The 13,943-nt window shown below is 37.3% G+C and carries 13 protein-coding genes; 2 read left to right on the top strand and 11 right to left on the bottom strand.

Features of this window, described 5'->3' with window-relative positions:
• Positions 1-46: 46 nt before the first annotated feature.
• The 10 genes from ruvB to rsxC all read right to left on the bottom strand — a co-directional run bounded on the left by ruvB (position 47) and on the right by rsxC (position 10,971).
• Entirely contained in the window at positions 47-1,048 is a 1,002-nt protein-coding gene (gene ruvB / locus GKE48_RS07575) for a Holliday junction branch migration DNA helicase RuvB (RefSeq protein WP_154300799.1), read from the bottom strand.
• Positions 1,049-1,080: 32 nt separating this feature from the next.
• Positions 1,081-1,704 (bottom strand): Holliday junction branch migration protein RuvA, encoded by a 624-nt coding sequence (ruvA, locus tag GKE48_RS07570; protein WP_154300798.1) that lies wholly within the window; start codon positions 1,702-1,704, stop codon positions 1,081-1,083.
• A complete protein-coding gene (locus GKE48_RS07565) occupies positions 1,701-3,002 on the bottom strand; it encodes an ATP-binding protein (RefSeq protein ID WP_022098523.1) in 1,302 nt (433 codons plus the stop codon). The genes ruvA and GKE48_RS07565 overlap by 4 nt, the downstream gene beginning before the upstream one ends.
• A 2-nt stretch (positions 3,003-3,004) precedes the next feature.
• On the bottom strand, positions 3,005-5,821 hold the full coding sequence (locus tag GKE48_RS07560; protein ID WP_154300797.1) for a YfhO family protein: 2,817 nt from the start codon (positions 5,819-5,821) through the stop codon (positions 3,005-3,007).
• A gap of 89 nt (positions 5,822-5,910) precedes the next feature.
• Positions 5,911-6,702 (bottom strand): RnfABCDGE type electron transport complex subunit B, encoded by a 792-nt coding sequence (locus tag GKE48_RS07555; protein ID WP_154300796.1) that lies wholly within the window; start codon positions 6,700-6,702, stop codon positions 5,911-5,913.
• A 15-nt stretch (positions 6,703-6,717) separates the two neighbouring features.
• Positions 6,718-7,329 (bottom strand): electron transport complex protein RnfA, encoded by a 612-nt coding sequence (locus GKE48_RS07550; protein ID WP_012739175.1) that lies wholly within the window; start codon positions 7,327-7,329, stop codon positions 6,718-6,720.
• 11 nt (positions 7,330-7,340) lie between these two features.
• Positions 7,341-8,024, bottom strand: coding sequence for an electron transport complex subunit RsxE (rsxE, locus tag GKE48_RS07545; RefSeq protein WP_022098520.1), 684 nt, complete (start codon positions 8,022-8,024; stop codon positions 7,341-7,343).
• Positions 8,025-8,037: 13 nt separating this feature from the next.
• Entirely contained in the window at positions 8,038-8,652 is a 615-nt protein-coding gene (locus GKE48_RS07540) for an RnfABCDGE type electron transport complex subunit G (protein ID WP_154300795.1), read from the bottom strand.
• Position 8,653: 1 nt separating this feature from the next.
• Positions 8,654-9,634 carry an RnfABCDGE type electron transport complex subunit D gene (locus GKE48_RS07535; protein WP_117913969.1) on the bottom strand — a complete coding sequence of 327 codons (981 nt, stop codon included), beginning with the start codon at positions 9,632-9,634 and terminating at the stop codon, positions 8,654-8,656.
• Between the two features lie 17 nt (positions 9,635-9,651).
• Positions 9,652-10,971, bottom strand: a complete 1,320-nt coding sequence (rsxC, locus tag GKE48_RS07530; protein ID WP_055285509.1) for an electron transport complex subunit RsxC — start codon at positions 10,969-10,971, stop codon at positions 9,652-9,654.
• Between the two features lie 160 nt (positions 10,972-11,131).
• Here rsxC and GKE48_RS07525 point away from each other — a divergent pair, with 160 nt between their 5' ends.
• Complete coding sequence (locus GKE48_RS07525) at positions 11,132-12,244, top strand: ribonuclease H-like domain-containing protein (protein ID WP_154300794.1); 1,113 nt, start codon at positions 11,132-11,134, stop codon at positions 12,242-12,244.
• A 46-nt stretch (positions 12,245-12,290) separates the two neighbouring features.
• On the opposite strand, the gene GKE48_RS07520 is transcribed toward GKE48_RS07525, so the two are convergent.
• Positions 12,291-13,073 (bottom strand): CheR family methyltransferase, encoded by a 783-nt coding sequence (locus GKE48_RS07520; protein ID WP_119211602.1) that lies wholly within the window; start codon positions 13,071-13,073, stop codon positions 12,291-12,293.
• Between the two features lie 111 nt (positions 13,074-13,184).
• Here GKE48_RS07520 and GKE48_RS07515 point away from each other — a divergent pair, with 111 nt between their 5' ends.
• Complete coding sequence (locus tag GKE48_RS07515; RefSeq protein ID WP_022098516.1) at positions 13,185-13,940, top strand: YlmH/Sll1252 family protein; 756 nt, start codon at positions 13,185-13,187, stop codon at positions 13,938-13,940.
• Positions 13,941-13,943: the final 3 nt, after the last annotated feature.

The following is a 13,943-nucleotide window of genomic DNA, read 5'->3' as shown; positions in this document are numbered from 1 at the left end:
CACTTACTATTCAACTCATAAAACACATTCTTTAGAATATTTTATGTTATTTTTGTTTGAATGGCCTGCCAAGATTATCATAAGCTGCTTTAGTTGCAACTCTTCCTCTTGGAGTTCTGTTAATATACCCGTTCTGTATAAGATATGGCTCATAAACATCTTCAAGAGTTCCTGAATCCTCGCCTATTGAAGCTGCCAGTGTCTCAATACCGACAGGTCCGCCATCAAACTTATCAACTATTGTAGTAAGTATAACACGATCGTTACGGTCCAATCCATCTCTGTCAACATCTAACAGATTAAGTGCATAATCAGCAACATCCTTATTGATATGTCCGTTATATTTAACCTGTGCAAAATCCCTTACTCTTTTCAAAAGTCTGTTGGCAAGTCTCGGTGTTCCCCTTGACCTTCTTGCAAGCTCATGTGCTCCGTCTGAGTCAATATCAACATTAAGCACATTGGCTGAACGGATAATAATTTTCTCAAGCTCCGGAACTGTATAGAATTCCATATGGCTTACAACACCGAATCTGTCTCTTAAAGGTGCTGATAAAAGTCCCGCTCTTGTTGTTGCCCCTATCAGAGTGAACTGTGGCAGATCAAGTCTTATAGACCTTGCTGTTGCACCCTTTCCGATCATAATATCAATCTTATAATCCTCCATTGCCGGATACAGCACTTCTTCAACCTGTCTGTTAAGTCTGTGAATCTCATCAACAAAGAGAATATCACCCTCACTCAAGTTGTTAAGTATAGCTGCCATATCTCCCGGCTTCTCGATTGCAGGACCTGATGTAACCTTGATATTAACCCCCATTTCACTAGCAATAATTCCTGCCAGAGTTGTCTTTCCAAGTCCCGGAGGTCCATAGAAAAGCACATGGTCAAGTGCCTCTCCTCTTTCCTTTGCTGCCTCAATATATACTTTAAGATTACTCTTAACCTTATTCTGTCCAACATAGTCATCGAGAGATAACGGTCTTAAGGAATTCTCAATACCATAATCTTCTTCAGTTATCTGTGTTGATATAATTCTCTTTTCCATATAGCCCCTCATTTCTCAAATACTATTCTGCTCTAGAATTTAGCCAGCTTCTTTAACGCTTCCTTAAGAACCGTCTCAGAATCCTTATTCTCTATATCTTCCACTTCCTTGACAGCAACGAGTGCATCTTTGCTTGAATATCCAAGTGATACAAGTGCCTCAACAGCGTCATTTCTTATCATCATGACATTACTTACATTACTGTTATTGTCTGCCTTTTTATTCTTAGAAAGTGCTGATTCAAATACTTCATCAAGCTTTAACTTATCCTTAAGCTCAATTATAATCTTCTGTGCTGTCTTAGGTCCGATACCAGGAAGTGCCTTGATTGCTGCCACATCATCAGCAAGAACTGCAAATCTTAAATCATCTGCTGTGATATTAGATAATGCACCAAGCGCTGCCTTAGGGCCAATACCATTGACACAGATAAGCATTTTAAACATGCTTAAATCATCTCTTGTAAGGAATCCGAACAGACTGCATTCATCTTCCTTGACATTCATATATGTATATATCTTAACCTCACTGCCAACTGATGGAAGCTCACCAGGAACTGAACCCGGAACATTTATATTATATCCGATTCCATTGGCTTCCACAACGATTACATCTGGCAGGATTTCGGCAAGCTCACCTTTAATGTATGAAATCATTCTCTACCCCCAAGACAGTAATTGATAAACTGCTGTGCTGTTCTTCCTGATATTCCACCATGTGAAAGTTCCCACTTGTTAGCCTCTGCCATAAGCTCTTCATCTGTCATCTTAACATTATTCTTCCTTGCAAGGCCAATAACAATATCAAAGAATTCTTTCTGTGATGGCTTAGAGTAGCTTATCTGGCATCCAAATCTGTTCACTAATGAAAGCTTCTCCTCAATAGTATCAGATCTGTGAAGACCGTTATTGCTTTCCATATCATTTCTGTCATTCCATGTTTCCTTGATAAGATGTCTTCTGTTAGATGTTGCATAGATAAGAATATTATCAGGCTTAGTCTCAACACCGCCTTCAATTACAGCCTTCAAGAACTTGTATTCAATCTCGAATTCCTCGAAAGATAAATCATCCATATATATTATGAACTTGTAATTTCTGTTCTTAATGCTTGCTATAACATTAGATAAATCCTTGAACTGATGTTTGTATATCTCTATCATTCTAAGACCCTGGTCATAATATTCATTGACAATAGCCTTGATAGAAGTTGACTTACCTGTTCCGCTGTCACCGAAAAGAAGCGCATTATTAGCTTTTCTTCCCTGAACAAAGGCCTCTGTATTCTCAACAAGCTTCTTCTTCTGGATTTCATAACCTATAAGGTCATCTAACATAACCTTATCCATATTGTTAATTGGTGTAAATGTAACGCCATTATCACCGCCTATTACTCTGAATGCTTTATTAAGTCCGAACATTCCTACACCATATGCTTTATAGAAATCAGTAACATAATTAAAGAACTCATTCTCGTCCTTTGCTGTCTCAAGCTTAAGGCTTAAAGCCTGTACCTTCTCACTTACATTCTTATTGTACATAAGCTCTTTCTTAACAATTGCCTTGTAATCAGATATAAGTGAAAAACAGTTGATTCCAAGTGCAGCCTCAATAGGTCTGAAATCATAATTAAACAGATTCATAAACACCTTGAAGTCGTTCTTAGCAAATTCATTAACGCTTCCATCATTAGCACCTACCTTTTCACATGTAAGGCTGAATGGATTCTCATTAGTTATAAGATAGAATGTAAGGTAATTATGCCATAAATTCTTATCAAAGCCATAATCTGTGGCAACCTCCAATATTCTCTTAATCTGCTCATATATATCACTTATAAGCTTGTCAGGAGTCTCCTCATCCCTATCAAATTTTTTGAAAATATCGGACATTTTCATAAGAATAGTGTCCTCATGATTACCATATATAATAAGTTTCGCAACTTCTCTGTACATTATTACTCCCTCTTCTTTCTCTTATTAATTACAAGCTGCATGGCAAAGATGGCCACACCTGCAAGTGACACCAACGCTCCCTCTTTAAGAAGCGGCGTAGAATACTTAAGTGTTACATTATGCGTTCCACTTGTAAGATATACAGCCATATACTGACCATTAGCATTATATAGCTTTTGTCTTTCCCCGTCTACATATACCTTCCAGCCCTTTGAATAAGGGATTGTAAGACACAGATATTTATTACGGTCAAGTGTTATCTGACCTGTAACCTTATTATTTCCAAGCTCTACATCTGTTAATACATTTTCTTTAAGTGTATTAATCTCGTCAGTGTAACTGTCCATTGGCTGGCATACAATCTGTATATCATCATAAGAATACACGCCAATCTTCTGGAAAGTCACTGTAACTGATGTAACATTTTCTTCCGAATAGCCCATATTCACACTGAAATCATGCTGGTTACTATAATAGCTGTAATCAGATGTAAAGTAATTCATTGACTTGGTTACTCCTGTATCAGTCGTAATCCCAAGCTTAACACTGCTTGTAGACTGTGTCCAGTATATGAAATTCTTAAATATCTTCTTCTTTTCATTATGTGAAAGCTCTTTCCAGTCTGACTTAGAGTATAAGTCTAACGGGTCAAACTTTTTCTTTCCAAAATACAGCTGGAACTGTGCTGCGCCTTCATAATCAAGCCCATTAATATTAAAGTAAGTCTCACCTGCGCCACTGCCTGTAAAGTTAAATGTTACCCTGGCACCTGCCTTAGTTACTGCAAATGTATTATCCGTACACTGTACTTCTTTGGCATCATAATTCATTGTATAATCTTTAATCTGGCTGTCATAACTTAAATCTTTAACAGATACCCTGTCAGGAAGCGCCTCCCTGGTATCCTTCCCACTCCTGTCAATAACAACAGCCTGAAGCATTGCTTTCTGCTTATCAACTGCACTTAAGCCCTCCCATTCATTCTTATTAACAGCCTTGTCATAAGTAAATCCTAACGGAAGTGCATTGTCATTATTATACATTACATAATCATCATTTTCTGATTCATAAGCAAATCCATATGGAACAAGTCCACCGGTCTTACTTACCAGATACTTTGAGGCAGATGACAATGTTATAAGAGATGACCTGTCATCATAGCCTGTGTATTTGTGCGGAAGCAGCGTATCAAGCCTGATTGCACAATCATATCTGAACTTCGATACATACGGATTAGTAAGTGTCCAGTACAGATTAGAGGATGATATTCCTGTTATGCAGTTCATATTGTACGAAAGTCCAGAGCCTGAATATCTGATAAAATCTGTATCTTCAGCATCTTTACTTATAAGCTCCTTCTCGCTTCCAAACACATCTTCCTGTGCCATTTTAACGCTTATGCACTGTGCCGCATAATTTTCCCCAAATGAAGCATTTTTCCATATACCATTAGCTAATGCCGCCAGCATAACCGCTACTGTCACCATCATGCATCTGTTATATTCATTAACATTCTTTATGCTAAGTCCAATTAGCAATATCACTCCAATTGCAACTGCACTTATAAGCTTGCCATTTCTTGAATACTTTACGCACATACATACCACAAAATATATTGTAAGTGCAATTCCAATAAAGCGGATTTCTTTTCTTTCCAGTGTTATAAGACGCGGCATCATGCACACAAGTATATATGCACATAATAATGCAAATGAATATATCCACCTGTTACACATATATGAAAATCCGTTCATTGCCTGTCCGAAGAACGGTATACATATCATCACAGCACTTATAATAAAATAAGTCTTAAGCATTGTGTACTTACGTCTGCTCTTAAACATTAAAAGCACTGCAAGCAACACAGGTACTGCAAATCCCATGCATGTCCAGAAGTTATCACCCTCAACGATAAAAAGTCCCGGAAGCTTTGCATAGTATGAAAAAGGATATACCAGTCCCATTTTATTAGGTGTATTAAATCTGCTGTCACTTAAGAAAACGTGAAGCACAGGCAGAAACACTATTGCCGCCATACACAGTCCTGTAACCGATGAAACTGCAAGTCTTAATATTCCTTTGCCCCACATTTTTACATTCTTTCCATAACGGAATATGAATCTCACAATAACGTATATAATTGTTGTGAACACAAGCATGTAGAAGAAATAAAAATTACTCATTGCAGCAACAGCTACTGTTATTGTAAAGAGCCACATTTTCTTCTCTCTGATTATCTTCTCAACACCCAATATAAGCAGCGGATAATACAGAAGCGGGTTAAGAAAGAACGGATGTCTTACCGCATTGTATATTGCCCAGTAGCAGAATGCATAAGCTACTGCTCCTGGAAGGACATATCTTTTCTTATGTCCTGTATAAAAACACAGCAGTGAAAATGCTATACCTGACAGATATATTCTTAAAAGAATCATTGCTTCATAGAATATATACATGTACTTTGCTGGAAACAGGAAACATAAGAATGTAAATGGGTCGCCTATCACATAATAGTGAAATGTTCCTATAACATCACTTCCCTCACCTATTGCAAAATCCCACTGTGGTATTACAAACTGATGATTGATAAATATATTTTTAAAGAAGTCCCTTAAATACTGTGAATAATATATGAGTGACTTATAATGCTGTTCCCAGCCATCAACCTCCCATATGAATGTCTTTCTAGTGAAAAAATAAAAAGAAAACACACCTATAGCAAGGATTGCAAAAATAACTGAATAAGCCAGAAAATATGTTGATTTTCTGGAATCAAGTCTTTTATAAAAATCTTGTAACTTCGATTTCATCTCTGCCATAGGTGTATCTTCTCTTTTCTTAAACTAGGAAACTGCCATAAGCATAAGCCTACGGCAGTTTCTTATTATAACTTATTGTGATTAAATTATCAATGAAGATGTATTATCTTCTTAGGGCACTTCTCAGCACACTTTCCACAACCTGTACACTTTGAATAATCAATATGTGCAATATTGTTTTCTACTGTAATAGCACCGAACTTACACTGCTTTGTACATAACATACATCCAATACATCCAACAGAGCATGCTGACATAACATCTTTACCCTTATCGTTAGATGAACAGTTAACTGTATAGTTACTCTTGTATGGTATGATTTCAATAAGGTGTCTTGGACATACAGCAACACATTTACCACATGCTTTACATTTGCCCTTATCTACTACAGCAATACCATTAACAATATGAATTGCATCAAAAGGACATGCCTTAACACACGAACCATATCCCATACATCCGTATGTACATGCCTTAGAACCGCCGTTAGGAACGACGTTCATTGCTGTACAATCCATTGCACCTGAGTACACATAATTTTCTTTTGCTTTGTCGCAGTCACCAGCACATTTAACAAATGCTGTCATTCTTACTGATTCTCCAACTTCCTCACCCATGATTGCACCAATCTTTGCTGCAACCGGTGCGCCACCAACTGGACATGCGTTAGCTGGAGCTTCTCCTGCGGCAATTGCCTTAGCAAGTGCATCACATCCTGCATATCCACAACCACCACAGTTGTTTCCAGGAAGCTCTGCTCTTACATCTATCTCTTTCTGATCTACTTCAACATAGAACTTCTTACCCATTACTCCGAGGAAAAGTCCGAGAAGAAGACCAGTGCAGCTTACAACAACTGCAGCAATAATTATACCTGACATCTTGTCGTCCTCCTCTTAAATAATACCTGAAAATCCAAAGAATGCGATAGCCATAAGTCCTGCAGTAAGTAATACAATAGGCATTCCCTTAAAGCTTTCCGGAACATCATTGAATTCGTTTCTTTCACGTATACCAGCCATGATTATGATTGCTATTGTAAAACCAACAGCTGTTCCTAATCCACTGACTACAGAATCTAAAAGCTTCTGACCAATATTAAGTCCTGCTGCTGTGTTATAGTTCTGTACGTTAGTAAGTGCAATACCAAGTACTGCACAGTTAGTTGTAATAAGTGGAAGGTATACACCAAGTGCTTCATAAAGAGATGGTGATGTCTTCTTTAAAAACATTTCAACAAACTGAACAAGTGCCGCAATTACAAGGATGAATACAATTGTATTCAGATATGTAAGCTTAAGCGGTGTAAGTATACAGTCATATATAAGACTGCAGACAGCTGATGAAATAGTGATAACGCCGATAACAGCGCCACCCATTCCTGCTGCTGTGTTTATCTTCTTAGAAACTCCAAGGAAAGGACACAAACCGAGGAACTGGCTTAAAACTACATTATTGACAATTGCTGTACTTACAGCTATCAATAATAACTGTGAAAAATATCCCATATTTACCTCCCTTAGTTATTCTTAGCCTCAGCCTTAGCTTCTTCTATCTCTTCTGTGTAGTCAGGAACTTCTGCAGGCTTCATGCCTTTCTTTCTCTTAATTCTGTTCATAATAGCAATCATGAATGCAAGAACAAAGAACGCTCCTGGTGCAAGGATAAAGATACTTGCTGGTGTGTAACCGATTGTTGAGAGATCAAATAATGCGTTAGTACCATCTGAGAAAATTGTACCGCCACCGATAAGCTCTCTTATTGCTCCAAGGATTGTGATAGCAATTGTGAATCCAAGTCCCATACCTATTCCATCAAAGAATGAAGGAATTGGAGGATTCTTAGAAGCATAGGCTTCCGCACGTCCAAGGATAATACAGTTAACAACTATAAGAGGAATATATATTCCAAGTGAGTCGTACAGACTTGGCAGGAAGCCCTGCATAAGGAACTGTACCATTGTAACAAATGATGCAACGACAACGATGAACGCTGGCATTCTTACACCATCTGGAATAGCCTTACGAAGTAATGAAATCATAAGGTTTGATAATGCAAGTACTACTGTAGAAGAAAGTCCCATACCTATACCATTGATTGCTGATGTAGTAACCGCAAGTGTAGGACACATACCAAGTGTAAGTACCAGGGTAGGATTCTCTTTAATAATACCATTATAAAGTCTTTCTATACATTTATTCAAAGTCCGCACCTCCCTAGTTTCCTGCCACAAGCTTGTAAACTGCAAGCGCATAATTTACACCCTTTGTGACTGATTTAGAAGTAATTGTAGAACCACCGATTGCATCAACATTAGCATTGCTTTCTGATGCTGAACCATCTGTTACTACTGAAAATGATGTAACTGCATCAGACTTATCTGTAAACTGTGATGTGAATGATGGATCCTGTTTAGCTCTCATACCAAGACCGGCAGTTTCGCTGATTGAAAGGAATGATACTCCAAGTACCTTTCCATCTGTTGAAATACCAACTGTAAACTTGATATCTCCGCCGTAACCGTCACTATCTGTAACTGTTACAACATAACCTGCTGTCTCGCTGCCTTTCTTTCCTATAGCAACTTCATTGACCTTATCCTTAGAGAAGTCAATGTCTGATGAAGCATTAATATCATCATCAGAAGGAAGGGCATCTATTGTCTCAAAGCTGTCTGCTTCTGCAAGAACTGCTTTGTAAGCCTTTTCCTTAGCATTCTCATTAGCCTTTGCAATAGGATCAAGTGTTATCTGATATACAACACCAAGAAGAATTCCGGCTACAAGTGTTATAGCAAATAAAACTAATGCATCTTTAACTATTTTCTTCATCTTATGCAGCCTCCTTTGCTTTCTTCTCTGGCTTCTTCTTACCAAATGACTTAGGAACTGTTACTCTCTCAATAAGAGGAACTAAGAGGTTACAGAAGATAATTGCATATGAAACGCCTTCTGCTGAACCACCATACATTCTGAAAATGAATGTAAGAAGACCTAAGCAGCAGCCAAATACAATTTTACCATTAGGTGTAATTGGTGAAGTTACATAATCTGTTGCCATGAAGATGGCACCAAGTAAAAGTCCACCACCACATACTTCTTCAAGCATGTAGATTACATCGAAATGATGTCCTGGTGCAAAAAGGAATATAAGCGCTGCAAATACACCTACATATATTACAGGTATTCTCCAGTTAATAACCTTTCTTGCAAGGAGGTAGATACCACCTAAAAGAAGGCAGATTGCTGAAGTCTCACCGATAACACCACCTGTTGTACCAATAAACATCTTAGCTAATGAAACAACGCCTGTTGATTCTGCACCAGGCTTAAGGAGTGCAAGAGGTGTTGCGCCTGAATATGCGTCTAAAAATCCGTTAGATGTAACGAAATTAGTCATCGGACCTGTATATGCAATAAGAAGGAAACATCTTGCTGCAAGAGCAGGGTTCATGAAGTTCTGTCCAAGTCCTCCAAAAAGCTGCTTAACTACGATAATTGCAAATACACATCCTACGATTTCAAAACCAACATTTAATGTTGATGGAATATTTAATGCAATAAGAAGACCTGTTACTGCTGCACTTAAATCTGTAACAGTAACTTTCTTATGCATGAAATACTGATATAATGCCTCACATGCTACACAAGTAACAATACCGATTACTATACGAAGCAGTGCATCGAGGCCAAAATTAACTATACCAAATATGCTGGCAGGAGTTAAAGCAATAAGAACATCTCTCATTATTGTCTGAGTAGTATTCCCGCTTCGCACATGAGGATTAGTCGATACATTAAAAATCTCACTCACTTTGATTGCCCACCTTTCTACTTCTTTCTTCTGTTAGCAAGTACTGTACTTCTCATAGCCTTAATCTGCTGTGTTAATGGTCTCTTGGCTGGACAGACATATGAACAGCTTCCGCACATTACACATTCCATACCATCGAACTTAGTAAAGCCTTCTTCATCATTACGTGATGCAAAACCGGCAAGCTTTGCTGGAAGAAGGTGTTCCGGACATGCCTCACCACATTTACCACATCTTATACATGCAGAAGACTCTATCTTAGATACGATATCATTCTGGAATACAAGAAGTGATGAACTTCCCTTAACAACAGGTACGTCAAGACTGTACATGGCAAATCCCATCATAGGACCACCAGAAATATATTTCTCAGGTTCTCCTACAGGACCACCTGCAGCGTCAAGAAGCTGTCTGTAATTAGTTCCTAACCATACATAGAAGTTGCCAGGCTCTTTAACTCCGTCGCCTGTTACAGTACATATTCTCTTAGTAAGAGGCTTACCTTCTATAACTGAAAGATAGATTGAGAATATTGTATCAACATTATGTACGATACAGCCTGCATCAGCTGGAAGCATGCTTGAATTAATAGCTCTTCCTGTTGTTGCATATATAAGACTACGCTCTCCTCCCTGTGGATACTTAGTCTTTAATGGCTTAACTTCAATATCAGGCTCAGAAGCTGTAGCTTCCTGCATGATTCTTATTGCCTCAGGCTTATTATCTTCAATACCGATAATTCCCTTAGCATGGTCAAATATCTTAAGAGCAATCTTAAGACCCATAACAACCTTGTCTGATTCTTCTAATAATCTTCTGTAATCAGATGTAAGGTAAGGCTCACACTCTGCTCCATTAACGATAATGTAATCTATGGCTTCAGGATTCTTTGGAGAGAGCTTAACATTAGTTGGGAAACCAGCTCCTCCCATACCTACAACACCAGCAGCCTTGATTCTTTCTAAGATAACGTCCTTAGTAAGATCCTCGAACTTCATAGGTGTATATTCAACTTCTTTGAATTCGCCATCATTCTCGATAATGATAGAATTGCACTTACCGCCTGTAGCCAATGTTCTTGGCTCAATAGCTTTAACAGTACCTGATACAGATGAATGAATGTTCGCAGAAACAAATCCACCTGCCTCGGCTATCAGCTGGCCTGCAAGGACATAGTCGCCCTTGGCAACAACTGGCTTAGCAGGTGCGCCGATGTGCTGTGAAAGCGGGAACACCATCTCTCCTACGGCTGGAAAGAGTTCTTTGATTGGTTTATCCTTAGAAAACTCTTTACCGTCATAAGGATGACATCCACCTTTAAATGTACACTTTCCCATGACATATTTCTCCTTATAAAGTTTTTATTAAATAGTATTTTATCTCAATAAATAGCAAAAATCTACTTTTTTTTGTGTATATATTCCTATATAATAAGAGAAAATGAGTACTTTTTTAACAATCGGTTTGTCTAATCAAACCTAAAAACGAGGATTTTTTATGATAACTATTAATGATACCCTGCACACAAACGCAGACACCGCAATGCTTAAAGCAATATGTCCGGATACCGACAGCATCTGCTTTTTTGATATAGAAACCACAGGATTTTCAAGAAATTATAATATAGTATACCTCATAGGCGCTGTATATTTCCGTAACGGAATATCGCATTATTTACAGTGGCTTGCAGAATCCGATTCCGATGAAGCTTATATTTTATCCGCATTTAATGATTTTCTAAAAGATTTTCATACATTAATACATTTTAACGGGGATGCCTTCGATATTCCTTTTATTACTGAGCGTGCAGCACATCTTAATGTTTCACTTGACCTTTCACATCTTGAAAGCCTTGACTTATATAAAACTGCAAGAAAATGTAAATCTATTCTGTCACTTTCTGACTATAAGCAGAAAACTATTGAACATTTTCTTGGAATAGAACGTGAAGATATGTATTCAGGCGGTGAACTAATTGATATATACAGAAAATTTGCAGCAAAACCTTCTGATACAGCACATAACGAATACAGGAAACTTCTCCTTCTTCACAACCATGACGATATAGAAGGAATGCTAAGTCTGCTTCCACTTGTTTCCTATTATGCAATAATTATGAATTCTTACACTGTTGACAATGCTGTCATTGATAAAGATACTGATTCCGATGGAAATGTGAGCCTTCGGCTGATTGCTGAATGTTCTCTGCCCGTAGGCGTACCCGTGGACAGGCATATATGTCTTAACAATATACATATTCTGATTAAGAACCGTACATTAACTCTTGTAATACCAGTTATATCAGATACTTTGAAATATTTTTTTAAAGACTATAAGAATTATTATTATCTGACATCAGAAGACGAAGCCATTCACAAAAGCATTGCACAATATGTAGACAGTAATAACCGTGTTAAATGCTCTGCTTCTAACTGTTACACCAAAAAGACGGGCATCTTTCTTCCGCTCTATGATAATTGTGATTTAAACATATTTAAAAAAGATTATTCTGACCCGGAAAAATACTGCAACGTAGATGATATACTGTTAAAAAGCACTGATAACACAGAAAAATATATACATTCCGTTATAAATCATATATTTTCATAATTAAAAATGCGTAACCAGACTGATATTATTCCGGTTACGCATTTTATTAATTAGTCTTTCTGTAAAAGAAAAGTTGGTCATAGCTGTATCCCATATCCCTATAACCGATTATCTGTTCAGTATTACCTACAAACAGACACCCATCAGTAACTAAAGATTTATTAAACTTCTCATATACATCTTTCTTGGCTTCTTCTGTAAAATATATAAGAACATTCCTGCACACAATAAGATGACAGCCTGTTGGATATGGATCCTTTAGAAGATTACTCTTCTTAAACTCAACACATCTTTTTATGTCATCAGATATTTTATAAAACCTGTCGCCCATCTTTTCAAAGTACTTATCCTGAAATTCCTTAGGAAGTCCCTTTATGCTGTTTTCACCATATACACCATCTTTAGCCTTCTCAAGAACCTGTTCATCAAGATCTGTCGCAATAATCTTAATATCCCTCATAGGTACTTTCTTTGCAAGCACCATAGCAAGTGAATATGGTTCATCACCAGTAGAACATGCCGCACTCCATACCTTAAGTCTTGGTCCGAACTTACTTATCAGATCCGGCAGTATAACATCCTCCAGTGTCTTCCACAGATTCGGATTTCTATAAAATTCAGATACATTAATCGTAATATAATTAACAAATTCTTCTCTTAACCCTGTATCTTCCTTTATTGCCTTACAATAACTATCGTAACCATCATACTTATGTCTTGCAATAAGTGTATCTATACGCCTCTTCATCTGTTTTTCCTTATATGCATTAAGGTCAATAGTTGTAAGACTCAGGATAAATTTCTTAAAATCCTCATAATCTTTAATCATAATCCCTCTTTTCTACATCGTTCCACGAAACAAATGTAATGTAAATTATTCTTAATTCTGTTATAATTCTATCATATTTTCAAAAAACCTGAAAGGATTATTTATAAACTAATGGATAATGAATCGCTTTTAAAAAATAAAATAATGGACGCAGCCAATCGTTCCTTCCGCCAGAATATATATACTTATACCAATTTCCTGGATATCAACGAGCAGTCAGTATTCGCACAGATGAGAAACGCACTTAATTTCGTAGCTTTTAAAACATACGGTGGCAATGATGCATGTGAAAGACAGATGATACAGTTTGGTTCTTACGAAACTCTTGGCTATGAAGAAGAATTTCCTATAACTCTTATAAAGATATCTCCTCTTATAGAAAAATATGCTGAATCACTGTCACACAGAGATTACCTTGGTGCTCTTATGAATCTTGGAATTAAAAGAGAAATGCTTGGAGATATAAATATAAAAGGCAAGGACGCCTATCTTTACTGTGTTTCACATATTGCTGATTTCATAATTGACAACCTGTCTACAGTAAAGCATACACATATCCAGTGTACAAAGACTGATATTAACGATATCGAATGTTCACCTGAGCTTGAAGATATTGAAGTTTTATCTGCAAGTGAACGGATTGACGCTGCCGTTGCCAGCCTCACAAAGCTAAGCCGAAGTCAGGCAGTAGAATTATTCAGGGCAAGAAAAATATTCATTAACAGCCGTCAGATGGAAAACAACAGCTATCAGTTAAAAGCTAATGATATACTTGTTATCCGCGGAACAGGCAAATTCATCTATCAGGGCTGCGGTAAAGAAACCAAAAAAGGCCGTGTTTATCTTTCATTCAGAAAATATATTTAAAAA

Origin of the sequence: Lachnospira eligens, assembly GCF_009680455.1 — a bacterium.
GTDB classification, from domain to species: Bacteria; Bacillota; Clostridia; order Lachnospirales; family Lachnospiraceae; genus Lachnospira; species Lachnospira eligens_A.
Note: the sequence above shows the minus strand (reverse complement) of the source record. Positions and strands in the feature narration are given on the sequence as shown.

Excerpts from the sequence above, each read along its gene's own strand:
- ruvB (WP_154300799.1), bottom strand. The coding sequence starts at position 1,048 with ATGGAAAAGAGAATTATATCAACACAGATAACTGAAGAAGATTATGGT.
- ruvA (WP_154300798.1), bottom strand. The coding sequence starts at position 1,704 with ATGATTTCATACATTAAAGGTGAGCTTGCCGAAATCCTGCCAGATGTA.
- GKE48_RS07565 (WP_022098523.1), bottom strand. The coding sequence starts at position 3,002 with ATGTACAGAGAAGTTGCGAAACTTATTATATATGGTAATCATGAGGAC.
- GKE48_RS07560 (WP_154300797.1), bottom strand. The coding sequence starts at position 5,821 with ATGGCAGAGATGAAATCGAAGTTACAAGATTTTTATAAAAGACTTGAT.
- GKE48_RS07555 (WP_154300796.1), bottom strand. The coding sequence starts at position 6,702 with ATGTCAGGTATAATTATTGCTGCAGTTGTTGTAAGCTGCACTGGTCTT.
- GKE48_RS07550 (WP_012739175.1), bottom strand. The coding sequence starts at position 7,329 with ATGGGATATTTTTCACAGTTATTATTGATAGCTGTAAGTACAGCAATT.
- GKE48_RS07540 (WP_154300795.1), bottom strand. The coding sequence starts at position 8,652 with ATGAAGAAAATAGTTAAAGATGCATTAGTTTTATTTGCTATAACACTT.
- rsxC (WP_055285509.1), bottom strand. The coding sequence starts at position 10,971 with ATGGGAAAGTGTACATTTAAAGGTGGATGTCATCCTTATGACGGTAAA.
- GKE48_RS07525 (WP_154300794.1), top strand. The coding sequence starts at position 11,132 with ATGATAACTATTAATGATACCCTGCACACAAACGCAGACACCGCAATG.
- GKE48_RS07520 (WP_119211602.1), bottom strand. The coding sequence starts at position 13,073 with ATGATTAAAGATTATGAGGATTTTAAGAAATTTATCCTGAGTCTTACA.
- GKE48_RS07515 (WP_022098516.1), top strand. The coding sequence starts at position 13,185 with ATGGATAATGAATCGCTTTTAAAAAATAAAATAATGGACGCAGCCAAT.